General features: G+C 48.4%; 20 protein-coding genes and 1 pseudogene. 13 read left to right on the top strand and 8 right to left on the bottom strand.

The window, feature by feature from the left end; all coding sequences use genetic code 11:
- Positions 1-21: 21 nt before the first annotated feature.
- Genes R7Q11_RS03390 through R7Q11_RS03380 form a run of 3 tightly spaced genes read right to left on the bottom strand, consistent with a single transcriptional unit; the run spans position 22 to position 3,396 of the window.
- Positions 22-1,266, bottom strand: coding sequence for an ABC transporter substrate-binding protein (locus tag R7Q11_RS03390; RefSeq protein WP_225466179.1), 1,245 nt, complete (start codon positions 1,264-1,266; stop codon positions 22-24).
- A gap of 2 nt (positions 1,267-1,268) precedes the next feature.
- Positions 1,269-2,699, bottom strand: coding sequence for an ATP-binding protein (locus R7Q11_RS03385; protein ID WP_225466178.1), 1,431 nt, complete (start codon positions 2,697-2,699; stop codon positions 1,269-1,271).
- Entirely contained in the window at positions 2,689-3,396 is a 708-nt protein-coding gene (locus R7Q11_RS03380) for a response regulator (RefSeq protein ID WP_005383484.1), read from the bottom strand. Before R7Q11_RS03380 ends, R7Q11_RS03385 begins: the two co-directional genes overlap by 11 nt.
- 265 nt (positions 3,397-3,661) lie before the next feature.
- Between R7Q11_RS03380 and ptsG the strand changes: the two genes are divergently transcribed.
- Positions 3,662-5,104, top strand: a complete 1,443-nt coding sequence (ptsG, locus tag R7Q11_RS03375; RefSeq protein ID WP_079766922.1) for a glucose-specific PTS transporter subunit IIBC — start codon at positions 3,662-3,664, stop codon at positions 5,102-5,104.
- Positions 5,105-5,199: 95 nt separating this feature from the next.
- Here the strand turns inward: ptsG and R7Q11_RS03370 are convergent, their stop codons facing one another.
- Positions 5,200-5,646 carry a DUF302 domain-containing protein gene (locus R7Q11_RS03370; protein ID WP_005383492.1) on the bottom strand — a complete coding sequence of 149 codons (447 nt, stop codon included), beginning with the start codon at positions 5,644-5,646 and terminating at the stop codon, positions 5,200-5,202.
- 227 nt (positions 5,647-5,873) lie between these two features.
- On the opposite strand from R7Q11_RS03370, the gene R7Q11_RS03365 reads away from it, so the two are divergent.
- The 6 genes from R7Q11_RS03365 to R7Q11_RS03340 all read left to right on the top strand — a co-directional run bounded on the left by R7Q11_RS03365 (position 5,874) and on the right by R7Q11_RS03340 (position 13,104).
- Positions 5,874-7,865, top strand: coding sequence for a U32 family peptidase (locus tag R7Q11_RS03365; RefSeq protein ID WP_225466177.1), 1,992 nt, complete (start codon positions 5,874-5,876; stop codon positions 7,863-7,865).
- Positions 7,866-7,970: 105 nt separating this feature from the next.
- The gene (locus R7Q11_RS03360; protein WP_005374689.1) at positions 7,971-8,216 is read left to right on the top strand and encodes a DUF3297 family protein; all 246 of its coding nucleotides are present in this window, start codon (positions 7,971-7,973) and stop codon (positions 8,214-8,216) included.
- Positions 8,217-8,441: 225 nt separating this feature from the next.
- Positions 8,442-9,152 carry an ABC transporter ATP-binding protein gene (locus R7Q11_RS03355; RefSeq protein ID WP_017820083.1) on the top strand — a complete coding sequence of 237 codons (711 nt, stop codon included), beginning with the start codon at positions 8,442-8,444 and terminating at the stop codon, positions 9,150-9,152.
- Positions 9,139-11,649 carry an ABC transporter permease gene (locus tag R7Q11_RS03350; RefSeq protein WP_225466238.1) on the top strand — a complete coding sequence of 837 codons (2,511 nt, stop codon included), beginning with the start codon at positions 9,139-9,141 and terminating at the stop codon, positions 11,647-11,649. Before R7Q11_RS03355 ends, R7Q11_RS03350 begins: the two co-directional genes overlap by 14 nt.
- Positions 11,649-12,758, top strand: a complete 1,110-nt coding sequence (locus R7Q11_RS03345) for a lipocalin-like domain-containing protein (protein ID WP_213869410.1) — start codon at positions 11,649-11,651, stop codon at positions 12,756-12,758. Before R7Q11_RS03350 ends, R7Q11_RS03345 begins: the two co-directional genes overlap by 1 nt.
- Before the next feature lie 79 nt (positions 12,759-12,837).
- A complete protein-coding gene (locus R7Q11_RS03340; protein WP_038135740.1) occupies positions 12,838-13,104 on the top strand; it encodes a DUF2999 family protein in 267 nt (88 codons plus the stop codon).
- Positions 13,105-13,214: 110 nt separating this feature from the next.
- Here the strand turns inward: R7Q11_RS03340 and R7Q11_RS03335 are convergent.
- Positions 13,215-13,802: pseudogene (locus R7Q11_RS03335) on the bottom strand (GNAT family N-acetyltransferase).
- A 91-nt stretch (positions 13,803-13,893) separates the two neighbouring features.
- Positions 13,894-14,757 carry a helix-turn-helix domain-containing protein gene (locus R7Q11_RS03330; protein ID WP_064376333.1) on the bottom strand — a complete coding sequence of 288 codons (864 nt, stop codon included), beginning with the start codon at positions 14,755-14,757 and terminating at the stop codon, positions 13,894-13,896.
- A gap of 184 nt (positions 14,758-14,941) precedes the next feature.
- On the opposite strand from R7Q11_RS03330, the gene R7Q11_RS03325 reads away from it, so the two are divergent.
- Positions 14,942-15,841: a GyrI-like domain-containing protein gene (locus tag R7Q11_RS03325; protein ID WP_213880237.1), complete on the top strand. Its 900-nt coding sequence runs from the start codon at positions 14,942-14,944 to the stop codon at positions 15,839-15,841.
- A gap of 298 nt (positions 15,842-16,139) precedes the next feature.
- Positions 16,140-17,237 carry a YdcF family protein gene (locus tag R7Q11_RS03320; RefSeq protein ID WP_104976375.1) on the top strand — a complete coding sequence of 366 codons (1,098 nt, stop codon included), beginning with the start codon at positions 16,140-16,142 and terminating at the stop codon, positions 17,235-17,237.
- A 78-nt stretch (positions 17,238-17,315) separates the two neighbouring features.
- On the opposite strand, the gene R7Q11_RS03315 is transcribed toward R7Q11_RS03320, so the two are convergent.
- Positions 17,316-17,738, bottom strand: coding sequence for an organic hydroperoxide resistance protein (locus R7Q11_RS03315; RefSeq protein ID WP_005374640.1), 423 nt, complete (start codon positions 17,736-17,738; stop codon positions 17,316-17,318).
- Positions 17,739-17,875: 137 nt separating this feature from the next.
- Between R7Q11_RS03315 and R7Q11_RS03310 the strand changes: the two genes are divergently transcribed.
- The 4 genes from R7Q11_RS03310 to R7Q11_RS03295 all read left to right on the top strand — a co-directional run bounded on the left by R7Q11_RS03310 (position 17,876) and on the right by R7Q11_RS03295 (position 22,596).
- The gene (locus tag R7Q11_RS03310; protein WP_225466176.1) at positions 17,876-18,334 is read left to right on the top strand and encodes a MarR family winged helix-turn-helix transcriptional regulator; all 459 of its coding nucleotides are present in this window, start codon (positions 17,876-17,878) and stop codon (positions 18,332-18,334) included.
- A 305-nt stretch (positions 18,335-18,639) separates the two neighbouring features.
- The gene (gene ahpC, locus R7Q11_RS03305) at positions 18,640-19,197 is read left to right on the top strand and encodes an alkyl hydroperoxide reductase subunit C (RefSeq protein ID WP_005374632.1); all 558 of its coding nucleotides are present in this window, start codon (positions 18,640-18,642) and stop codon (positions 19,195-19,197) included.
- A gap of 169 nt (positions 19,198-19,366) precedes the next feature.
- On the top strand, positions 19,367-20,935 hold the full coding sequence (ahpF, locus tag R7Q11_RS03300; protein WP_005374617.1) for an alkyl hydroperoxide reductase subunit F: 1,569 nt from the start codon (positions 19,367-19,369) through the stop codon (positions 20,933-20,935).
- 1,241 nt (positions 20,936-22,176) lie between these two features.
- Positions 22,177-22,596 carry a VOC family protein gene (locus tag R7Q11_RS03295; protein ID WP_005374615.1) on the top strand — a complete coding sequence of 140 codons (420 nt, stop codon included), beginning with the start codon at positions 22,177-22,179 and terminating at the stop codon, positions 22,594-22,596.
- Positions 22,597-22,673: 77 nt separating this feature from the next.
- Here R7Q11_RS03295 and R7Q11_RS03290 read toward each other — a convergent pair whose 3' ends face one another.
- Positions 22,674-23,213, bottom strand: coding sequence for a CAP domain-containing protein (locus tag R7Q11_RS03290; protein WP_017820077.1), 540 nt, complete (start codon positions 23,211-23,213; stop codon positions 22,674-22,676).
- Positions 23,214-23,220: the final 7 nt, after the last annotated feature.

Below are 23,220 nucleotides of genomic sequence, written 5' to 3'. Positions count from 1 at the left end.
CTCGGCACAAATTCATTGCCATTAACCGCTTTGCGAAATAGCAATAATGCGTTTTATCAGCTCGTCGGGTTCCATCTTGGGATTGCGGTAAAAACGGAAGATTTCCGAGTTTATCGCTTGCTGAGCAACCGGATTGACCGCCATCGAATCAATCATACTCGGCACAGCGAGGTTGTGTTTAACGCCGTAGTGAAAGTCTTGATATGACTGGACCTGACACGGATTAAAATCGCTGATGTCGATATCGGTGCGTACCGGAATCGAGCCTTTTACCTTATTGAACTTAGCTTGAAACTCGACATCTGCCAGCGCGCTTGCGGTTTGCTGAGCCGCCTCGGCAGAAAACGACTTGCTCGACATAAACACCAAGCTGTCCATGTTGTAGAGGAATACACCATCGCTGTCCGGCGTTGGGTAACAGCCGACCTCTTGCGGGACTGAGACTTGATTGGCGAGCAGCTCACCTAAAATCCAATCTCCACCGATTTGAAACAGCGCTTGACCGTCGGCTAGCGCTTGGGTCGCCGTATCCCACTTACTGTCGGGTAATTGGTTGTCGATCAACAAGCTCAGGCGGCGAAATTGCGTCAGCGCTTGGCGCAGGGTATCGCTGTCGATGCTGTCTCGCTCAAGTTTAACCATTGCATTGGTGTAGAACTCAACGCCGCCAGTGGAGATCACTAAGTTCTCGAAAAGTTGGGCGACTTGCCACGGCTGCTCACCAACCGCGATCGGTACAATGCCATTTTGCTTAGCAAGCTCCATGGCGGCGAACATCTCTTGCCAGTTTTTCGGCGCGGATAGATTCAGTTGTTTAAGCAGCTTGTGGTTGACCCACAACCAGTTCAAACGGTGCAGCGTAAGTGGCAGGGCGATATAGCCGTTTTGTGTTTTATTGATTTCGATAGACAGTGGGTAGAGCACCTCGTCCCAGCGCTGCTCATCGGCAACCGCGTTGACGTTGTGCAAAATACCGATGGCATCCCACGCCTTAATACTTGGCCCTTCGATTTGCGCGAAGCTCGGTGGATTGCCCGCCAGCGCGCGAGCTTGCAGTACCGTCATCGCACTGTCGCCACCACCGCCTAGCACCGGGCTTTGCAGCAGCTCAATATCGTGCCGTTTTAGCTGAGCTTTGAGTATTTGCAGCGCTTGTTGCTCGCCGTCAGAAGTCCACCAATGTAAAAACTCTACCCCTTGTGGCGGCTCAGCGTGAGCGACGCCAGGGGCGAGCAACAGTGGGAACAAGAATGCCAGTTTGTTCATAGTCAGTCTCTCGGGAAAATCAGCGTGGCGCAGAGGCCGCCAAACTGAGAATGGCTCAGCAACAAATTGCCGCCGTGAGCCTTTGCAATACTCTGTGAAATGGTTAACCCCAGCCCACTGCCTTCTTTATCGTTGCTAGCGCGAAAGTATGGCTGGCAGAGCTTTTCAAGTAATAAATCGTCAACACCGTCACCGTGATCTTCAATTTCAATCTGGATCGACTCTGGGCTTTCACTCAGCGTAATGTCCGCTTGATGGCCGTATTTGAGCGCGTTATCGACCAGGTTCTGAATGCAGCGCTTAATCGCTAACGGTTTACCAGCAAAGTGGGTGCGGATTTCACCGTGGATGCGAATTGTGTCCGGCGCATCGGCGATATTGGCGGAAATGTGCTGAATCAGTTGGGTGAAATTGATCGGCTCGATTTCCTCGTGGATATCGGTCTCTTTAATGCATTGCAATGCGCCTTTGACCATCAAGTCTAGGTCGTTACTCAGGCGGATAAAGCGTTCTCGGTCGGCGTCGTCATCCAGCATTTCCGCCCGCAGTTTTAGGCAGGCTATCGGCGTTTTCAGATCGTGGGAGATGGCGCTGAACAGCATCTCGCGGTCTTTAATGTGGCTGTCGATGCGTCGATTCATCTTGTTAAACGCACGTACCGCCGCTTTCAGTTCGTTACTGCCTCGCTCAGAGACTTCGGGCACGTCTAGTCGGCTCGACATCAGGGTTGCTGCTTTTGCCAGCTCTCGAATGGGTTGAATTTCTTTGCGAACGATAAACCAGGTACACAGCAACAGCATTAGCGCGGACACCAATAGCGTCAGCCATTGGCGCAGCTCAAAATAGTTAGTCTCTAGGTTGATGTAAGGCGCGGGTAGCACCGCCGCGAGATAAAACCATTCGTTCTGTGCGACTTCGACCTGCATCACCAGAATCGGTGGATTGAGGTCACCAAACGAAAGCGAATAATGCGCCCACAATAGCGGCAGTTCGTCGATAGGTAGCTCGTTGTTGAACACTTTGAGTTTGTCGCGCTGGGTGAATTCCACCTCGATATTAGGAATGCCGCTCAACTCGCTTTCTAATACTTCACGAACTTGGTTGATGACCAACGTTTTGCGCTCGCTCTCTGGCAGCGGGTCGACCTCAATCTGGTGATTGTTGAGTGAGACGAAAAAGCGCGTACCACCCATGTTGCGTAGTTGATTGAGCACCAAGTGGCGATATTCCGAAGGGAGGGTTTGAAAGAAAGCAATGGTGGAAGAAGCGCTCAATGCTAAGCTTTTGACCGTGGTGGTCAGGCCTTCTTTATCGCGTTCGCTGGCGTGTTGATACCAGATAATCCCGGATAATACCTGCGCCAGAATGATCACCAGCAACAAGAACACACTGGTACGAACGACCAGTGATCCCGTCCAGCGTTTAATTCTCATAATGCACGTCCGTGGTCAGCATGTAGCCTTTATTGCGCACCGTTAGGATCAGCGAACGGTCTTTATCTTCAAGGTGATGACGCAAGCGGCTGATCTGCACGTCAATGCCGCGTTCAAACGGGTCTGCATCGCGTCCCCAGATCTCGCGCGCAATATCATCGCGCGACAAGATCGATTGTGCGTGGTTGACGAATAAACCAAGTAGCGACAAATCCGCGCCACTCAGTTGTTTGACCTCGCGGCTAGCAACGTGGGTCAGTTGCCGGGTTACGGTATCTAATAACCAATCGTCAAAACGCACTTTACGCGTCAGTTTGCTATTGGCGGTCGATTGGCTGCGTCTCAAAATCGTTTTGATGCGCGCGAGCAGTTCTCGCGGGCTGAATGATTTGGTGATGTAGTCATCGGCGCCCATTTCTAGCCCTGCGACTCGGTCGGCTTCTTCAGTGACGGCGGTCAGCATGATGATCGGGATATCGGAGTTTTTGCGCAGTTTTTGGCACAGGGTAAAGCCGTCTTCACCGGGCATCATAATATCGAGGATGATCAAATCAGGATGGTGATCGTTGAGCAGTTGCCACATCACGCCGCCGTTTTCTGCGCAAAGCACTTCAAACCCTGCGCGACCAAGGTAATCTGACAATGCTTCGCGAAGGTCGAGGTTGTCATCGACGACCAGTATCTGCTTGTTTTCCATCCTACTTTCCCTGTGTCCGTCCCTGTACCTGCCCCTAAGTTTGGCGCTGGCCAATATGATGCATTCTTAAACGCCCATGCACAATCGAGCCGATTGCAATTTTCACTTCTCGGTGTAAGAGATTTGTAAGCGGCCACTTACAAACTGATTGCCTTTTGTAACCTTAGGCGCCGCCTTGCTCGCTATGATCATCCTGACCTTACGTGAAACAACATGACCTGAAGGAATCAGGTCCTACAACACTGACATTCGTCAGGAGGAAACCATGTTTGCAAGTATATTTGGACAACTACAAAAAATAGGGCGGTCGTTGATGCTGCCTGTGGCGGTGTTACCGGTGGCCGGCTTGATGCTGGGGATTGGTAATGCGGGGTTTGCGTTTATTCCAGACGCGGTCAACAAAGTGATGCTCGCCGCCGGTGAAGGCGTGTTCGGCAACATGCAGTTGATGTTTGCGGTCGGTGTGGCGCTCGGGTTATCAAAAGGCAATGACGGTGCCGCGGCGCTCGCTGGCTTAGTTGGCCTAATTATTATGAACGCATCGCTCGGTATCGTGACTGGCTTGCGCGGCTTAGAAACTGACGCCACCATCATGGGCGTTGAGACGTTGCAAACCGGGGTGTTTGGCGGCATCTTTATCGGTGCGGTCGCAGCAATCATGTACAACCGCTTCTACAACATCAAACTGCCGGAATATTTGGGCTTCTTCGCGGGTAAGCGATTTGTGCCCATTGTCACCGGTTTATCGGCGATCGTCGTTGGTGCGATTCTCGCGTTTGCATGGCCACCTGTCGGACAACTTCTTGATGCATTTTCTCATTGGGCAGCGTACCAAAACCCAGTACTCGCGTGGGCGGTTTACGGCGCGGGCGAACGTTCATTACTCCCGGTTGGTTTGCACCACATCTGGAATGCGCCGTTCTTCTTTGAAGTCGGCAGCTATGTAGACCCAGAAACCGGCAAAGAGTTTACCGGTGAGCTCACTCGCTTCTTCGCGGGCGATAAAACCGCGGGTTATCTGTCTGGTGGCTTTATGTACTCCATGTGGGCGCTACCAGCAGCGGCATTGGCGATTTACCACTGCGCGTCTCCTGAGCGTAAGAAAATCGTCGGCGGTTTGATGATGTCTGCGGCGTTGACCTCTTGGTTGACTGGTATCACAGAGCCAATCGAATTTACCTTCTTATTCGTCGCGCCAGTGCTGTACGTGATCCATATTTTCCTCACCGGTATTGCGTTTGCGATCACCGCGTTTTTGGAAATCAAACACAGTACGGACTTTGCGCACGGCGCGATCCAGTTCTTCCTTTACTACCCAATGTCGACCAACGCGTGGATGTTCATCATCATCGGTCCAATCTGGGCGACGCTGTACTACGGCTTGTTCCGCTTCCTAATTGTGAAGTTGGATCTGAAAACGCCGGGCCGTGAAACCGACATTGCAGAAGTGACGATTGCCGGACAACCTGATGAAATTGCGGTAGATGTAGTGGCGGCATTGGGCGGAAAAGCCAATATCAAGTCAGTCGATGCGTGTATCACTCGTCTGCGCGTATCGGTGAAAGACATTGCTAACGTTGATGTTGCTAAGCTAAAAGCACTTGGCGCGCGAGATGTATTAGTGATTGGCGACAGTTTACAAGCGATTTTCGGTACGCAGTCTGACTCAATTAAGTCAGAAGTGCACAGCGTACTCGCCACCTCCTGATCTTACCTCCCCCAATATAGGTAAGATTTGCCAACCTCCTTGTGAGGTTGGCTTTTTCGTTTTCGGAGTAAAAAAAGCGAAGCCAATAACCAGCCCTACTTCGCCGCCGCGTTGGTTAAATTGCCCAGCACGCCGCTGATTTTGTTCAATACCTCGTCGCAGCCTTCAATATGATGGCGCTGTTTTAAATACATCGGATCGTTGTAAGCTAACCACGTTTTGCCTTCAGCATCTTCATACACCAACACTTTTTGGGGTAAATCGAGCGCCACTTCCTGCGCACAGATCATCAGTGGTGTGCCCACTTTAGGGTTTCCAAACACGATAACTTCAGTTGGTCGCAACGTCATATCGACTTTCGTGGCATTCTCTTGGTGGTTAATGCGCGCAAAGACGTTCAACCCTTTTTCTTGCGCGATAGCGACAAATTTATCCGCCGTATCTTTTGCTGAATGCGTGCTCGCAACGGTTACCACGCCCTCACCAGCCAACGCACTCAATGACGTCAACGCCACTACCAACCCGATGATTACTTTTTTCATTTGTCGTCCCTTCCTCTCTCTGAGTCGAAAACTAAATATAGAAAAACCAAGTGTAGGAAAACTATAGAAGTCAAATTCCGCTCTCGCGAATTGCACTCTACCCACTCAAGAGTCGACCGTGTAACACGGATTAATTGATTCAGATTAATAAAGCGTTAACTAGCTGAGCATCAAAAGCGTGAAATACGTAACATTTGCAGCCTATTTTAGTAAGAAAGAGAAAAGTAGTGACACGCGATCAATTTGAGTTATTAGCACCCGGTGGTGATTTAGATTCCATCAAAGCCGCCATTGCCGCTGGCGCCGATGCAATTTACTGTGGGCTCGACCGCTTCAATGCTCGTAACCGAGCGACCAACCTCACCTTAGATAACTTAAATGGCGTGTTAACGTTGGCCCATCAGCACAGCTGTAAGATTTTCCTAACGTTGAATGTGCTGATTTTAGAAAGTGAAATTCCAGCGATTGTTCGCTTACTCAGCCAACTGAACACCACCAAAATCGATGGCGTGATCGTACAAGATCTCGGTCTGGCCTACATTCTCAAACATTACTTTCCCGATTTGGATGTGCACGCTTCAACGCAACTGAACACGCATAACGAAGGCCAAATCCTCTTTCTCAACCAGCTCACCGCAAGCCGAGTAAACTTATCTCGCGAACTTAACATCGATGAAATAAAACATCTGGCGCAATTTGGTCGCGAGCACAACGTAATGATGGAAGTGTTTGTCCACGGCTCATACTGCATCGGATTCTCCGGAATTTGCTACATCAGTTCAGCTCGCAATGGCGCATCAGGTAACCGTGGACGCTGTAGCCAACCTTGTCGCGAACAGTACGAAACGACCAAAACAGGCAACAACTACCCACTCAATATGAAAGACAACTCCGCATTTAGCGATTTAGAAGCGCTTGCTGATGCGGGTGTGTATTCGTTGAAAGTGGAAGGCCGCATTAAGAAATCCCACTACGTCTATACCGTGGTCGACAATTGGCGCCAGCAAATCGATCGCTTGTGCGAAGGTTTGGAACTCTCTGAAGACACAACCGAGTTGTACACGGTGTTCAACCGTGATTTTTCCAACGCATTTTTGCAAGGTGATTTCGGCAAGGCGATGTACATCGACAACCCGCGCGACCACGCTGTAAAGCATTTTTCGAAGGTTTACCAATGCCAGTCTGCTGATGATGTACAAGCGGTGAAAAAGAAACTCTACGATGACAAAACCGCGATCATTGAGAAAGTGGCAGAGCAAACTAAGTCGTTCGATGTCACTTCAACACAAGTATCCGGCAGCAGCTTGAAAGGGTCGATTGATGTGCCAACTCTGCCAACGTTACCTCAACCAGAACCTCGCCAAGGTGCGCCAAAATTATCGGTTCTGATCTCGTCAGCACAAGAAGCCATGCTGTGCGAATACCACGACGTTGATGTTTACTATCAATTGCCAATGGGATTGTCTGGTGAACTGAGCGCGATGATTGAATTGTTCCAAGCCAACCCAATGCTCAAACCTTGGTTCCCAGCCATTTTGATTGGCGAAGACTACCACGCCGCGCGCGTATTTTTGGAAACCATCCAACCTGAGTTGTTGATCACCAACAACTCAGGTGTCGGCATGATCGCAAAAGAGCTCGGCTTAGGCTGGGTGGCAGGCCCACAACTGAACACGGTGAACTCATACGCGTTTAAATGCCTTCAAGACGAGTTCGCGGCAAGTGGCGCGTTTGTTTCTAACGAGCTGAATATGAAGCAGGTGCGTCACATAAAGCGTCCGAAAAACATGCGCAGCTTCTACAGCATTTATCACCCGAACACTCTACTCACGAGCCGCCAATGTTTGTTTCAACAAACCGAAGGATGCCGTAAGGTGAAGGTCAACAAAAGTTGTTTGAAACGCTGTGACAAACGCACGTCTATCATCAACTTAAAAGACAATCCTTACTTGGTGCAAAAACAAAAAGGCAGCCACAATTCAATCTACAGCGAGCACAACATCTTAAACCTGCAAGTGCTGCACGATCTGCCGCAATTGTTTACCGATGTGTTGATCGATCTGCGTGATATCCAGACCGAAACGAAAGTCTCAGCAAGCAAACCTGAGTTGATTGACGCGTTCTTAGCTCTACTTGAAGAACACAGCGAACAAACCGTCCAAACGCTGAATGCCATGATTCAACCAACAGCCAACGCGCAGTATTTAAAGGGGTTGTAGGAGTTACTTGAAAGTTAAACAACGCATCGACTCTCAACATATCTTGAACACACACAGTGCACTGACTACAATAGCGCACTTTTTACGGAATTTAGGTCACACAAAATGACAGACACAGCTAAACCAGCTCTACCAGATCGCCTAGCGGGTAACCCACGTAGCCCATTCTTCATCAAAGAATGCTTCGAGCACCAAATCGGTATTCGTATCAACGGCCAAGAGCGTACTGACGTAGAAGAATACTGCATCAGCGAAGGTTGGGTAAAAATTGCTTCTCCTAAAGCAAAAGACCGTTTCGGTAACCCAATGCTAATCAAACTTAAAGGCGAAGTTGAAGCGTACTACGTGTAAGCTGACCACGCTGAATGTATTTGAAAGCTCGAGTTTGACTCGGGCTTTTTTAATGCCTGTCATATCCCTCCTCATTTAATCTCTTCCCTCTTCTTTTCAGTACAAGTTATTAAGAAATCGATGTAAATCGCTGTTTTTATCTGATTGTTGTCTAAAGTTTCTAAAGAACGAACAGCAATAAGCATTGCCAAAAGAAACGACACCTTTTGAATACAGGGAGAGGAAATGGAAAGCCCACTTGTCACACTCAAACACGCCAGCAAAAGCTTTGTCGATGGCAAAGAGACACATCGCGTGTTGGAAGGCGTCGACTTCACGTTGAACACAGGAGCGAGTGTTGCGCTGACGGGCGCAAGTGGCAGCGGCAAAAGTACTTTGCTCAATGTCATCGCTGGCTTTGAGCCGCTTTCCGATGGTGAGTTGTGGTTAGATGGCGATAACACGGCGGCTTGGAAAGACCCACAATGGAGCCGATTTCGACATCAAAAACTCGGTGTTATCTTCCAGCAATTCAATCTATTAACGCCGCTCAACGTGCAGCAAAACATCGCCTTCCCTCTGCATTTGAATCAACAGAAATGGAACGACTGGTGCGATTATTTGGTCGAGACTCTAGGTATCAGCCAACTTCTCGACAGGCATGTTTCTGCCCTTTCCGGAGGTCAACAACAACGAGTCGCGATTGCGCGCGCATTGGCACACAAACCTAAGCTTCTACTCGCCGATGAACCCACAGGTAACCTCGACCAAAAAGCAGGCTTGGAAGTGATGAAACTACTCAGTGAAATCACCACCCAAGGCAATACCGCCGTGCTCTTGGTGACCCACAGCCATGAATGCGCTGAATTTATGAAAGCACGGCTGCGATTGGATAACAGTCAGCTACAGAACAGCCATCAAGTAAACAAACATGAGCTTCACCATGAAGCAAACTAAGCCATCAAACAACAGATTCACTCATACTCGACTCGCCCTGAATCTGTTTGCAGCGCACTATCGGCAGGCGCCACTGCAAGCCGCCGCGATTCTGATCGGTATCGTGTTGGCTGTGACCTTATTCGTTGCGGTGCAAGCCATCAACCTCAATGCCAAACGAAGTTATGCGGAATCTACCGAGCAGCTTAGCGCACAAGCTCAGAACTTAATTATTCCACCAGCAGGGCAAAACTATCTGCCCGAGTCTCTTTATTTCACCCTTAGACAAAACGGGCTCAGTGCAGCACTACCTGTAATCGAAGGGCGAGTGAGAGACGAACAAGGGCGTCGCTGGTCAGTGCAAGGTAGTGAGTTGATTGCCGCAATTTCCTCACGTTCGCGCTATTCGTCAGAAAACCAACAAAACGTGTCTTTGTTCGACAGTGCTTTACCTTTACCTGAGCTTTTGGCCGGTAAGCCGATCGTGATGATGAGCCAATCTCAACATCAAAACTTAGGGGAAGTAGAAACCCTAACTCTGGATGACATTCCAACCCAAGTGGTGGTGCTACCAGACGAATGGCAGTTAGGTAGCCGAATGTTGATGGACATTGGCTTTGCCCAGCAACTGCTCAATAAACAAGGGCAGCTCAGTTACATTGCAGTTTTCCATTCGGGTGATAAAGGGGATAAAGACACGCAGGCAAATTGGCAGAAGCTGATTAGCGATCAAGGGCAATGGATTTCCAATAACCAAAGTACAGACCTTGGTTCGCTGACCGACAGCTTTCACCTCAACCTCACCGCAATGAGCTTACTCGCGTTTTTAGTCGGGCTGTTCATCGCTTACAACGGCGTAAAGTACAGCTTGCTGAAACGCAATCGGCTGTTAGTGCAAATTCAACAAGCGGGTGTTGCGCCGAGCATTGTGTTCTCTGCGCTGTTAGTTGAGCTCACTCTTCTCGTTACCATCGGCGCTTCCCTCGGTTTTGTGTTGGGCATACAGCTCAGCCATTGGCTGCACCCGACCGTAGCACTGACTTTAGAACAACTTTACGGCGCAACACTGCTGCCCGGCACTTGGCAGTGGCAATGGTGGGCGCAAGCATTGCTGCTCACGTTAGCTGCCACCCTATTGGCATGTTGGCAGCACTTTAAACAGCGAGTGCGCCAACCGCTTTCCTCTCATGGCGGATTTTATCAAGCACCTGAAGCCTCTAACGAAAACCAATTGTTTTTGATAGGTGCTGCGTTAACGATTCTTGCGCTTGCGGGTTTATGGCTGAGTGAGCACCACCGATTTACCATGGCGTGGCTCGGCGTGCTTGTGGTGTCGATTCCTTTGTATCTACCCAAAACAATCAGCGTATTAGCCAATTGGTGTGAAAAACGCACCAGTTCCGGTTTGATGCAGTATCTGTTTGCTGAGCTGCGCGAGCTGATTTCTCCGCTTTCTCTCGCCATGATGGCACTGCTACTCGCCGTTACTGCCAATATGGGGATGAACACCTTAGTGGGCAGCTTTGAATCCACCCTTAAACAGTGGTTAGAACAAAGGCTGCACGCCGATATTTACGTCAGCCCTGCGCAAGGAGAAATCGCTGATGTAGAGCGCGCATTAGGGCAGTTCGATAAGGTTGAGACCGTCTACAAGCAATACTACGTCGACGATAACCTGCAAGGCTTACCGATTTTGCTTGGCACCAAAGACAAAGACACCTTAGAACAAACCATGGTATTCAAATCGCACTTGGAAAACTTCTGGTCACGCTTTTATCAAGGTAAGTTAGTCGCGATCAGTGAACCTACTGCGGTCAAACTGGGTTTATCACTGGGTAGCGAGCTCACGCTTGATGCTGTTCCAGATAAGAACCTGCTTGTGGGTGCGGTATTCCACGATTACGGCTCACCCAACGGTGAAGTCTTATTAGCACCCAAATTATGGCAAGAGAGTGGCTTTACCGACCTGCCAACAAGCCTTGGTATTAAAGTCTCGGGTGACCCACAAATCGTCTACGAGCAACTGCGCGAGCAATTGAATCTGCACCCAAATCAGCTCTACGATCAGGCGCAAATCAAATCCATCGCGTTGGATATTTTCTCGCAGGCCTTCGCCATTACGCGCGCACTCAACGGCGTAACTTTGATGGTCGCGGTAATTGGTCTGTTCAGTGCTTGTTTTATGTTGCTCGACGCGCGCAAAGCCGCCATTGCAAGGCTGTATGCACTTGGCGTTAGTCGTCGTAAATTAATGACCATGGTGGTCGGACAGATCGTCGCTTTGGTCAGTTTTACTCTGGTTATCGCCCTGCCCCTCGGAGCCATGGTGGGTTACGTGCTGACAGACATCGTCACCTTACGCGCTTTTGGTTGGAGCTTAAATTATCTGTGGAATTGGAGTGACGCCCTCAGCATTGCGGCGATCACCATCTTAGTGGCAGTGATCGCAACCTTGATTCCGCTGTGGCGATTGGTCAGTAAGCCTGTCGTATCCAGTTTGCAAAGCGAGGTGTTGTGATGGTTCGATTGGCAAGCAAACTTACTCTACTCATAAGCAGCTTATTCCTGTTCGGTTGTGAAGATCCCCAACAACAAAATATGGGCACGTTGCTGGGCAGTGGATATACGCAAAGCGAGAGCAACCTATTCACCCCCGTAGAAAAAGGGAATGAACTCACCTTCCCGGCAGACCATCAAGCGCACCCGAATTTTCGTCATGAATGGTGGTACTTAACCGCTAACTTAATTGATGAAGATGGCAACCCACTTGGCGTCCAGTGGACACAATTTCGCTTTGCTGCTGCGCCGCCAACTGGCGAAGATGACGTAAAGAAAACCGAATGGCAAGCTCAACAAATCTACATGGCGCACAGCGCAGTCACGACCGCGGACAAACACTACGCCGATGAAAAATGGTCGCGCGATCAAACATCCCTCGCTGGCGTCGACACTTCACCATTTCGAGTTTATCTCGATGATTGGCAGTGGACCTCTTCAACCACCGACCTCTTCCCTGCCACATTGAAGGCGAACTCCGAACAGTTTGGCTATTCGCTGACGCTTACCAGCAGCGCACCTTATCAAAAGCAAGGCGAGCAAGGTTACAGCACCAAAAGCGCCGATGGTCAGGTGGCTTCGTATTACTACAGCCAACCGTTTATTGATGTGTCCGGTGAGGTCACGATCGACGGCGAAACCCATCAAGTGTCGGGCAAAGGTTGGATAGACCGAGAGTGGAGCTCGCAATTCTTACTCGACTCACAACAAGGCTGGGACTGGTTTGCCCTAAGGTTGAGTGACGACACCAACTTGGTGGTGTTCCAATTGCGTGATTCTAAAACCGGATCATCCAGTTACTCCAGTGCAAGGCTGATGCAGCAAGATGGTTCTGGCATCGCTATCCCACAGAAAGACATTCAGTTAGAGGCAACCAATCAAACAGAAATCCAAGGGCGAAAGTATCCAACCCAGTGGCAGGTGTCGATTCCTAAGCAGCAAATCGAGCTTACCGTTTCTGCACTCAACCCGAACGCGAAAATGCCGCTTTCTGTGCTTTATTGGGAAGGCCCAGTACGTATTGAGGGCTCTCATTCTGGGACAGGTTATATGGAGCTAACAGGGTATTGAAATATTGCGCGGGAGCCCCAATTATTCTGCTAGAACAAATACTGGCAACCAAGTCATACACTGATTGAAAGGAAATATGATGAACCCAATTATCGCCTTGCTGAAAGAGAACAACATCAGCGATGAACAGATCAACGAAATCTTCCAGACTCTGACGCAAAACCCGCTCGCAGCAATGGCAACCATCAGCCAACTAGGTCTGCCACAAGAGAAGCTACAAATGCTGATGGCGCAAGTGATGCAAAACCCTGCGCTAATCAAAGAAGCCGTAGACGAGTTGGGATTGGATTTCTCAAAGGTTGAAGAAGCAAAAGAGAAGCTTCAAAGCCAAAACCAAGGCAACTAAGTCTTAATCATTTAGCGCTGAATATAGAAAAGGCCGTTAACCCGAGCATGTGGGTTAACGGCCTTTTTTGTTCCTACTTTGTTGTTGACTACTTTTCTGTCAGCTAATTATTAGCGATTTAAAGACGCGAATTGTTCTGCTGTCATGCCGTAGTAAAGCTTGTCGTCGAAGCCATGCTCTCGTTTGTAGTAGTCTTTCTGACGGCCTTCTTGAGTAAAACCATTTTTCTCTAACGTCTTGTAAGAACCAGCATTAGAAGCGTAGCAATCGGCACTGACTTAATGGGCGTTTAGCTCAGTAAAGCCAATGTCGGTCATCATTTGGCAAGCGCGAGTCGCAACGCCTTTACCCCATGCACAAGTTGGTAATTGATAACCTACTTCGTAGTTGCCAGTTAAGAACATCACTGCGGTCACTGCACACATTCCCATGTACTGGCCTTGTTGGTCACGAATCACGAACGTTGGGCTATCTGGCCAAACACTGTCTTTAATCGCTTGTGCCGTATTTTCAATAATAGGGCCAAAGAAACCCTCATATAGGCTGTTGTCAGCAGGTGCGAAGAACAGATACTGATTGACCTTATCATCGTTCAACATCTCGATAATATCTTGTAGATCAGAGCCTTGAATCAGTTGGATAGTCAACGATTCGTTAAATGGGATGGCTTCGCCTTGTTTTAGTTTTTGATATGACATGTGTTACCTCGTTATCTGCTGAAAATAGTAGCTCAGCGGATAAGAGAAAAATTGGATTTTTGCGACAACTTTCGGGCTGATTAGCAATGAATTACGACTCAAAGTCGCCATAGATATCGATGGTTAAGTCGCGCTTTTTCAAGTATTTGCTCGGCGTTTTTCTTAGCTGCTGTTTGAGGGTACGAATTAAATGCGATTGGTCACTGAAACCAAATTGCTGGGAGAAGCTCGCCCAATCAATCGCCTCTTGTTGCTTGTAGAGGGTCAAAATCATCTGCTCCAGACGTGCCATTTGTTGATACTGCTTAACGCTCAACCCCACCACTTGTTTGAAACTGCGCTCAAGCGTTCTTCGAGAGCAGGCGCACTGTTTGGCTATCTCATCAATATCCATCGCTAACTCAGGTGAGCGTAGCGCTTGAGCATCCATCACGGACACCGCTTTTTGTGACGCCAAAAACGGTTTGGTGCAACAAGGTTCGATATCTAACGAATCTAGATGTTGTTTGATGTAGTTCAGCAAACATTGCGGTGAATCTTGCAACTCTAGCAGCCATAACCCCTGTTGAAAGCGCTCATCAAACGCCGCGTTGAGCCAATCAAACCATTCGCATTGGTTAATTGCTGCAACTTGGGATGCATCACTAAACCGTGATTCAATGGCATACAAACCCTCTGGACGAAAGGTGATACCAATACGCTTGATGGGAGCCGTATCTTCCAACAGCAGCAAATGTTCGTTAGCCGTTAATAAGTGGCAGCCTTTGCCAGCAAGCTTTGTGTCTCCCGTATCGTAACTGTAGTCTTGCTCTGATGGCGTAAAGAGTAAGTGAGCACGCGGGTTTGGAATAAGGTGCGGCTTGGGGTCAATGACTTCACCCTCTGGCACTTCCAAGTACCAAATTTGATGAATAAGCCATTCGTACTCTGGCAGAGACTGTTTCCAAGCGATCATGATTGTCCTAGCGGTTAGTAAAGATAATAAGCGCAACGTTTTTGCTTAAACACCAGCTCGTTGAGTGTGACTGATTGACGCGCATCTCGCCACGCATTTCTCACCCTGCTCCCTTGCAAGCTTGTTGGATTGCGGTAGGCTTTGAGCAGAGAATACAAGCTGAAAAGAACAAGGAAATCCCCCGATGCGCGTCGACTACCACCAACGACTGGTTCCTGTGATTCGTTATTTAGAACAACACTTTAATGAACCGCTCAACCTACCAGAAGTGGCCGCGCTGGCGAACCTTTCCCCTTATCACTTTCATCGCACCTTCAAAGCCGTGCAAGGCGAAACACTGGCCGACTTCATTCGACGTTTACGTCTAGAAGCCGCCGCCGATGACTTGTTCAAATCCAAGCAACCGGTATTGAACATTGCCCTAGAGTACGGATTTTCTAGCTCACAGAGCTTAGCCAAAGCCTTCAAACAACATTATGGCGTCACACCTACAGCCTTTCGTGACTGCGAAAACTACCAGCAATTTTCTGAATTAGCACGAAACAGCAAGATTGGACACACGTTGCGCAAGAATGGAAACGAAGTATCACCAAGCGATTCATATACTGGCTCTGAACTCACCAAATGGAGCATGACAATGGAAACGCAAAACTTTGAAAAAGCAAAACTGGCTTACATTCGTGTAAACGGCCCTTACGGCCAAGGCTATGAAGAGCCATCAGGTCGCTTGTATCAATGGGCAGGAATGAAAGGTTTGGCAGGCAATACCTGCATCTTCATCTACCACGACAACCCAGAAATCACGCCAGACGAGAAGTGTCGTACTGACATCTGTCTCATGGTGCCAGAAGATACCGAAGTTCCGAAAGGCATTGAGCTGCAAGACTTCCCCGGCGGTCAATACGCGGTGATGCGCCAGCACATTACTGACCCGAGCCAATACTCAAAAGCGTGGGATGATGTCATGAGCAAAGTGATTGAATCCGGTATTGAGAACGACGACCGTCCTTGCTTTGAGCTTTACCACAGCTTCGACCCACAAACGCACCATGCAGACGTTAGCTTCTGCACCGCCATCAAATAAACCAAAAGCCTGCATCGTTGCAGGCTTTTTCATTTCTTACTCTGGTTGCTTAAATTCGTTCTTCCAAACGCTGTTTATCTTTTAATCCAATTACTTAGAGCACGAACGAATACCTCAATATTTTCGTGATCCTACTTCGCGTTTTGACCACGCGCGTTCATTCGCTCGGCTGAGTTGGGATTCATTTCACAGATTATTCATGAAGCGAACCTAGACTGAAAAAATTCTATCGACCCCGTTCGACCTACAACGCTAGGCACAATAAAAACTAGGTACTACAGCACCTCTAGGACATTCCATGAAGAAGAACTTACTTGCCATTGCTCTTGGTAGCGTGATTGCGCTGACTGCTGCCCCATACTCTATCGCGGCTAACGATGCTGCCGTCCAATCTTCCGCCGATTACTCACAGATCGTCACCAAACGTCAGGTTGTCGACCAACTTCTCAACGACGCGGTACAGGCATTCAAATCCCCTGCGCGTATCTCGCATGCGGGTTTTACCGCCAAAATGCCGAGCAACATGGAGATTGTTACCGACCGCTTACTAGAGGCCTACAAACTTGAGCCGTACCGCACTGACCTGCTGATTTCTGCGGCAAATGCGCAGATCTACAACAAGAATGCAGACCGCGCGATTGAACTGTTCGAACAAGCCCTTTCGGTCGCACCAGACGATGTGGATTTGCACGCTTACTTAGCGGTATGGCAACGCTTTGAGGGCAACCAAGCGGAATCAGCGAAACACATGGCGACGCTCACGAAGCTCAATACAGGTAAAGCGGCAGACATCCAACGCATCTTCGACACCGTAGACCGCGTACTTGCCACGCCGCTAAAAGAGAAAGCCGATAAAGGCAAATTGGATGACAAAGGCGCAATCGTCACGCTGGGATACGCGCTGAATCCGGATGGTTCAATGCATCAAATCTTGGTTGAGCGTTTGGAAAACACGCTAGCCATGGCGAAAGCAAACCCAGACGCGTTGATCGTGTTGACGGGAGGTGTACCGAAGAACCACAAAACCGAAGGCAAGTTAATGGCGGATTGGCTGATTGAAAAAGGCATCAGCAAAGATCGCATCATTGAAGAAAACTACGCCACCAGCACGGTAGGTAACGCCCTATTCAGTAGCTATGCATTGGCACGTCATAACATCAAGCACGCGACCATCATCAGCTCAGCGAGCCACGTACGTCGTGGTCAAACCTTGTTTGAAATCGCAAGCTGGCAAACTGGCCCACAAGGCATCACTTTCGACACTGTGAGCTACCCAGACAAGCCACTGAAAGACTTAGCCAAAGCCAGCGATGGCGAATTGCTTGGTATTTACCGCGATGCACTGCGTACTTACGGCATGTGGAGCTACCGCTCTTACCCACTAGAGTCGCGTTAAGTATTCTCACTTCATACCAATCAAAAAAAGCCTGCGTACTTGCAGGCTTTTTTGTCTTTGTTCCGTGGTAAGACCCGCTTAAATCGCTTCGCCGTTTACCGTTACTGCCACATCAATGTTGCCACGAACTGCGTTTGAGTATGGGCAAACTTGGTGTGCAATGCGCGTTAGCTCTAGCGCTTGTTCTTGTGGCATGTCTAGCTCTACCGCTAGGCTCACTGTCAGTGCAAAGCCACCGTTATCATTTGGACCAATGCCCACTTCTGCCGTTACAGGAGCGCTTTTCAGGTTTACTTTACCTTCACGTGCTACGTGCAAAATCGCGTTAGAAAAACACGCTGAATAGCCCGCTGCGAACAGCTGTTCTGGGTTAGTTGCTGCGCCTGTGCCGCCCATTTCCTTCGGGTATGACAGCTCTAGATCGAGAAGACCGTCATCAGTTTTTACTTGACCATTACGACCAGCCAAAGCGGTAGCTTGAGTTTTGTATAGAGTAGTCATGCGAGTGTCCTTCTTAATTTAAGTTGCGCACAATTTAATTGCTTGCAATCTTACATCGAAGTGAAGATAGTTTGCAACTATATTGTGCACAATTTATTTTATAACTCTCTTTCTCTGTAAGCAGGTAGGCAACACCAATGAGCCAGTGTTACACCGACAATACCATGACCGACAACGATAAACTCTTACTCGAAAACCAAGTTTGCTTCCCGCTCTACAGCGCAGCAAATGCAGTGATCCGAGCTTACCGCCCGTTGCTGGACGAGCTTGATCTGACTTACTCGCAGTACTTAGTGATGATGGTGCTGTGGGAGAAAGACGGTGCCAGCGTGAAAGAATTGGGGTCACAACTGCATTTGGACTCAGGCACACTCACACCTCTGCTTAAACGCTTAGAAGCAAAAGGCTATGTGGAACGCGGCCGAAGTGAAACCGATGAACGCGTTCGCGTACTAAACCTAACAGAACAAGGTCGTGTCCTCAAAGAACAAGCCAAGTCAGTGCCAAACGCCATGATGTGTAAAATCACCTTAGAGCTAGATGAAATGATCATGCTGAAGAAGTTGTGTGGCAAAGTGCTCGACAATCTGAGCTAACAAAATAGAAGCATCCGCTTCCCCACTTCCTATTAGAAAGAGCCTGCCGAGATGCAGGCTCTTTCGATCTTAGCCAGACGATCCACTTAAGGTCATCATCGGTATTCTCTATTGCTAATCTGCCTTCATCTTCAATAAAACCTATCAAAGCAAACTCACTTACATCGGATTTCCCTATCAAGTGAAATAGGAAATGGCTATCAATAGGATAGCTACAAGCGATTTTCCTTAAACACACTCCGATGAGAATATACTTTCCGAAAGCAACAACAGCTCAGCTTAAAACATTCAAAGGAAAGTAAATTATGATTAATACTCAAATCAAACCATTTGCAGCTACAGCGTACAAAAACGGCGAATTCGTTGAAGTAACAGAACAAGACGTTCTAGGTAAATGGGCAGTATTCTTCTTCTACCCAGCAGACTTTACGTTTGTATGTCCAACAGAACTGGGCGACCTAGCAGACCACTACGAAGAGCTACAAAAACGTGGCGTAGAAGTTTACTCAGTATCAACTGACACACACTTCACTCACAAAGCATGGCACGACAGCTCAGACACAATCGGTAAGATTCAGTACTACATGCTTGGCGACCAAACAGGCAACATCACAAACAACTTCGGTGTGATGCGTGAAGGTCAAGGTCTTGCAGACCGTGCAACGTTCCTAATCGACCCAGAAGGTACTATCCAAGCAATGGAAATCACTGCTGAAGGTATCGGTCGTGACGCAGAAGACCTACTACGCAAAGTGAAAGCAGCTCAATACGTAGCAGCACATCCAGGCGAAGTTTGCCCAGCTAAATGGAAAGAAGGTGAAGAGACACTAGCTCCATCACTAGACCTAGTTGGCAAAATCTAAGCCACTGAAATTTAAGTTCTAATCAGTTCCGATTTCCTTTTTCTGATTAGAACTGAATTAGAGAGCACTTCAGGTTAGATACCTTGACGACCTTCTGCCTGATTTGCTCTCTCCCCCTCAGGTTTTATCTACAGTAACCACTTTTAATATTTTTAGGGTAGTAACAACTATGTTAGACCAAGCGATCCAACAACAACTCAAACAATATCTGGCTAATGTAAAAGAAGAAGTTCGTTTAGTGGTTAGTCTAGATGAAAGCAAAGCATCGAATGACATTTTGTCTCTAGCGAACCAAATCGCAGAGATGAGCGACCTAATCACCGTTGAACGTGACGACAACGCAAGCGCACGTAAACCAGTGATGGCGGTAACTAACCCAGCAAAAGGCACAGCACTACGCTTTGCAGGCTTGCCAATGGGTCACGAATTTACCTCTCTAGTATTGGCACTGCTTCATTCTGGCGGTCACCCAATCAAACTAGAACCAGAAGTGATTGAGCAAATCGCAGCACTAGACAAAGATCTAGACGTAGAAATCTTCATTTCACTTTCGTGTCAAAACTGTCCGGACGTGGTTCAAGCGTTCAACATGATGGCGGCGATCAACCCGAAAGTAAAAGCAACCATGATCGACGGTGGTTTGTTTCAAGATGAAGTGAAACAACGCGACATCATGGCCGTACCAAGCGTATTCGTGAACGGTGAGCTATTCGGTCAAGGCCGTATGTCTCTGACTGAAATCCTAAACAAAGTGGATGACGGCGCGAGCGAGAAAGCCGCGAAAGCACTGAGCGAAAAAGACCCATACGATGTACTTGTTGTCGGCGGTGGTCCTGGTGGTAGCGCAGCTGCACTATACGCTGCTCGTAAAGGTATTCGTACTGGCGTTGTTGCTAAGCGTTTTGGTGGTCAGGTTATGGACACCATGGCAATCGAGAACTTCATTTCGGTAAAACGCACTGAAGGTCCAAAACTGGCAACAGACCTAGCAGAACACCTAAAAGAATACGACGTAGACGTCGTGACTGAGCAACAAGCTGAGAAGCTAATGGGCGCAGCACACACTGAAGATGGCTTGATTCACATCCAACTTGAAAGCGGTGCAACGCTGAAGAGTAAGAGTGTCATCCTAAGCCCTGGTGCACGCTGGCGTGAAATGAACGTTCCGGGTGAGCAAGAGTACCGTAACAAAGGTGTCGCGTACTGCCCACACTGTGACGGTCCACTGTTCAAAGGCAAGAAAACTGCAGTTATCGGTGGTGGTAACTCAGGCATCGAAGCAGCTATCGACCTTGCTGGTATCGTAGAACACGTAACGGTTCTTGAATTCGCAGACGTACTTCGTGCAGACCAAGTGCTTATCGACAAAGCGAACTCACTACCAAACGTAGACATCATCACGATGGCGCAAACAACAGAAGTAGTGGGCGACGGTACTCGCGTAACAAGCTTGAAGTACAAAGACCGCAACACAGACGAAATCAAAGAGATTGAATTGTCAGGTATCTTTGTTCAAATCGGTCTAGTACCGAACACAGAATGGCTAAAAGATTCAGAAGTAGCGCTATCTGAGCGCGGCGAAATCGAAGTCGGCAGCCGTGGCGATACTAGCCTAGAAGGTGTGTTCGCAGCAGGTGACGCAACAACCGTTCCTTACAAACAGATCATCATTGCGATGGGTGAAGGTGCAAAAGCAAGCTTAGGCGCATTTGACTACCTAATCCGTAAGCAAGGTTAATCTCCAATTTCTTGAGCACAAAGCGCACGGTGCTGTGTTTTCTTCCCCGGAAAACCAATCGAGGCACCGTGACAGCGATGAGTAACAAGAAATAAAATCAAAAAAACCTAGAAGCCCAAAGACTTTGCCAGCAGGTATTAACTGCTGGCTTTTTTGGTTTGGGGAGAGGTGTAAGCAAATCCCTCAGCGCTCCGAGTTCAAACTGGAGGGAATGGCTCTACAATCACGGATAATTCAGTTCACTCCACCAGCATCACAACGCGCTGCGAATAGATTCTGAATACTCGCTTAGGCTCCTTCAGAATGACGCTGTTCGTTTAGCGTTCTCTCCCCGTCATTCCCGCGAACCTAGGTGAGACTGGGAATCTACTCACCGTAAACTCGATCGAAAATGAGTAGCACGAACAAACAAAAGGTGAAACAAGGTTGCAAGCACCTTACCCAACATTCAAACTCAAACTAGCAACCCCACCTAACCTCCCCTTGCATCAAACTCCGAAGCTCTCAACACAACGAGCTCAAAGGGGAGGGACTGGTTCTGTGCTCGCGGATAATTCAATTCACAACGCAACATAACAACACACTGAAAGTAGATTCTGAATACTCGCTTAGGCTCCTTCAGAATGACGCTGTCCGTTTAGCGTTCTCTTCCCGTCATTCCCGCGAACCTAGGTGAGACTCGGAATCTACTCACCGTAAACTCGATCGAAAATGAGTAGCACGAACAAACAAAAGGTGAAACAAGGTTGCAAGCACCTTACCCAACATTCAACCAGCAACCCCACCTAACCTCCCCTTGTATCAAACTCCGAAGCTCTCAACACACAGAGCTCAAAAGGGAGGAACTGGTTCTGTGCTCGCGGATAGTTCAATTCACAACGCAACATAACAACACACTGAAAGTAGATTCTGAATACTCGCTTAGGCTCTTTCAGAATGACGCTCTTCGTTTAGCACTCTCTTTCCGTCATTCCCGCGAACCTAGGTGAGACTGGGAATCTACTCACCACAAACTCGATCGAAAATGCTTAGCAAGAACACGAACAAACAAAAGGTGAAACAAGGTTGCAAGCCCCTAACCCAGCTCTCAGATTCAAAGCACCAAACCCACCGAATCTCTCAATGTATCCAGCTCCAAAGATATCAACCCTAAAAAATTTTAAAAAAGCCCTTTACCTCAACTTAACTTGAGGTTTTAGCATATTCATCGTTGGCTAGAAAATGACAAAAAGGAGCACCTCATGATCCAACTAGAACATATTAACTTAGTCGTGAAAGATATCCCTGAAATGCTGAAGTTTTACCAAACTGCATTTCCACATTGGTACGTGCGTGATGAAGGTAAAGGCGAATGGAGTGGCAAACCAAGAAACTGGCTACATTTTGGCGACGAGTATCAATACATAGCCATGAGTGACCATGGCGAAGGAGAAAACCGCGAGTTGAGCGGGCACCAAGTTGGGCTAGCGCATTTTGCTTATGTGACCAACAACGTCGATGCAATCATCAAAAGACTAACCGATGCAGGTTATCCGATTGCCCAACCTGGTGCTGATGAACCATACCGCAAAAATGTGTATTTTGTTGACCCTGCCGGTTTTGAGATTGAATTTGTTGAATACCTGGCGGATGACCCAAAACTTCGTAACCTGACAAGCTAAAAGAGATGTAAATAATAAAACGCCAGCAGATAGTGACTGCTGGCGTTTTATTTTATCTATCAGGCTTCTTTATCGCATTAGCGCTGTTTGGCAAAAACCTGAGTCCAGTAATATCCGTAGCGTGCAGAGTGATTTTCGACAAGCGACGCGCCCATCTGATCAAAATCCGCACTCATGATATTAAGGCAGTGACCTTCACTCGATAACCAAGCATTAACGACGGCGTTAATGCTGCTTTGCCCTACGGCGACATTCTCACCAATGGCGCTCCAAGCATAGCCCGTTGCGTTAACTCGATCTGACATCTTGCTGCCATCAGAGCCTGTGTGGCTCATGAAATCGCTGTTCGCCATGTCGCTTGAATGTCGATAAGCGGCGCTTTCCAAATCGTAGCTCCAAGTCAGGGCCCCAACAGGTGGCATGGTGGTTGCGCCACACTGTTGTGTAGTAGAGCGGGCGCTGTTGACCGCTGCAAGCATCTGCTCGGCAAATGTGCCTTGTGACGATGTGGAACCTGTGTTTTGTGAGCCGCTTTCTGCTGGGGCTGACGACTCCCCATCGCCGCCACATGCGCTGAGAAGTAGGGCCAAAGCAGGCACTAAGATCTTAGTTGGCATTGTCTTT

The organism is Vibrio sp. 970 (genome assembly GCF_033339075.1).
This window is presented reverse-complemented; position numbering and strand designations above follow the sequence as displayed.

Excerpts from the sequence above, each read along its gene's own strand:
- R7Q11_RS03330 (WP_064376333.1), bottom strand. The coding sequence starts at position 14,757 with ATGATCGCTTGGAAACAGTCTCTGCCAGAGTACGAATGGCTTATTCAT.
- R7Q11_RS03385 (WP_225466178.1), bottom strand. The coding sequence starts at position 2,699 with ATGAGAATTAAACGCTGGACGGGATCACTGGTCGTTCGTACCAGTGTG.
- ahpC (WP_005374632.1), top strand. The coding sequence starts at position 18,640 with ATGATTAATACTCAAATCAAACCATTTGCAGCTACAGCGTACAAAAAC.
- R7Q11_RS03355 (WP_017820083.1), top strand. The coding sequence starts at position 8,442 with ATGGAAAGCCCACTTGTCACACTCAAACACGCCAGCAAAAGCTTTGTC.
- R7Q11_RS03315 (WP_005374640.1), bottom strand. The coding sequence starts at position 17,738 with ATGACTACTCTATACAAAACTCAAGCTACCGCTTTGGCTGGTCGTAAT.
- R7Q11_RS03350 (WP_225466238.1), top strand. The coding sequence starts at position 9,139 with ATGAAGCAAACTAAGCCATCAAACAACAGATTCACTCATACTCGACTC.
- R7Q11_RS03345 (WP_213869410.1), top strand. The coding sequence starts at position 11,649 with ATGGTTCGATTGGCAAGCAAACTTACTCTACTCATAAGCAGCTTATTC.
- ptsG (WP_079766922.1), top strand. The coding sequence starts at position 3,662 with ATGTTTGCAAGTATATTTGGACAACTACAAAAAATAGGGCGGTCGTTG.
- R7Q11_RS03290 (WP_017820077.1), bottom strand. The coding sequence starts at position 23,213 with ATGCCAACTAAGATCTTAGTGCCTGCTTTGGCCCTACTTCTCAGCGCA.
- ahpF (WP_005374617.1), top strand. The coding sequence starts at position 19,367 with ATGTTAGACCAAGCGATCCAACAACAACTCAAACAATATCTGGCTAAT.
- R7Q11_RS03320 (WP_104976375.1), top strand. The coding sequence starts at position 16,140 with ATGAAGAAGAACTTACTTGCCATTGCTCTTGGTAGCGTGATTGCGCTG.
- R7Q11_RS03390 (WP_225466179.1), bottom strand. The coding sequence starts at position 1,266 with ATGAACAAACTGGCATTCTTGTTCCCACTGTTGCTCGCCCCTGGCGTC.
- R7Q11_RS03295 (WP_005374615.1), top strand. The coding sequence starts at position 22,177 with ATGATCCAACTAGAACATATTAACTTAGTCGTGAAAGATATCCCTGAA.
- R7Q11_RS03380 (WP_005383484.1), bottom strand. The coding sequence starts at position 3,396 with ATGGAAAACAAGCAGATACTGGTCGTCGATGACAACCTCGACCTTCGC.
- R7Q11_RS03310 (WP_225466176.1), top strand. The coding sequence starts at position 17,876 with ATGAGCCAGTGTTACACCGACAATACCATGACCGACAACGATAAACTC.
- R7Q11_RS03340 (WP_038135740.1), top strand. The coding sequence starts at position 12,838 with ATGAACCCAATTATCGCCTTGCTGAAAGAGAACAACATCAGCGATGAA.
- R7Q11_RS03325 (WP_213880237.1), top strand. The coding sequence starts at position 14,942 with ATGCGCGTCGACTACCACCAACGACTGGTTCCTGTGATTCGTTATTTA.
- R7Q11_RS03370 (WP_005383492.1), bottom strand. The coding sequence starts at position 5,646 with ATGAAAAAAGTAATCATCGGGTTGGTAGTGGCGTTGACGTCATTGAGT.
- R7Q11_RS03360 (WP_005374689.1), top strand. The coding sequence starts at position 7,971 with ATGACAGACACAGCTAAACCAGCTCTACCAGATCGCCTAGCGGGTAAC.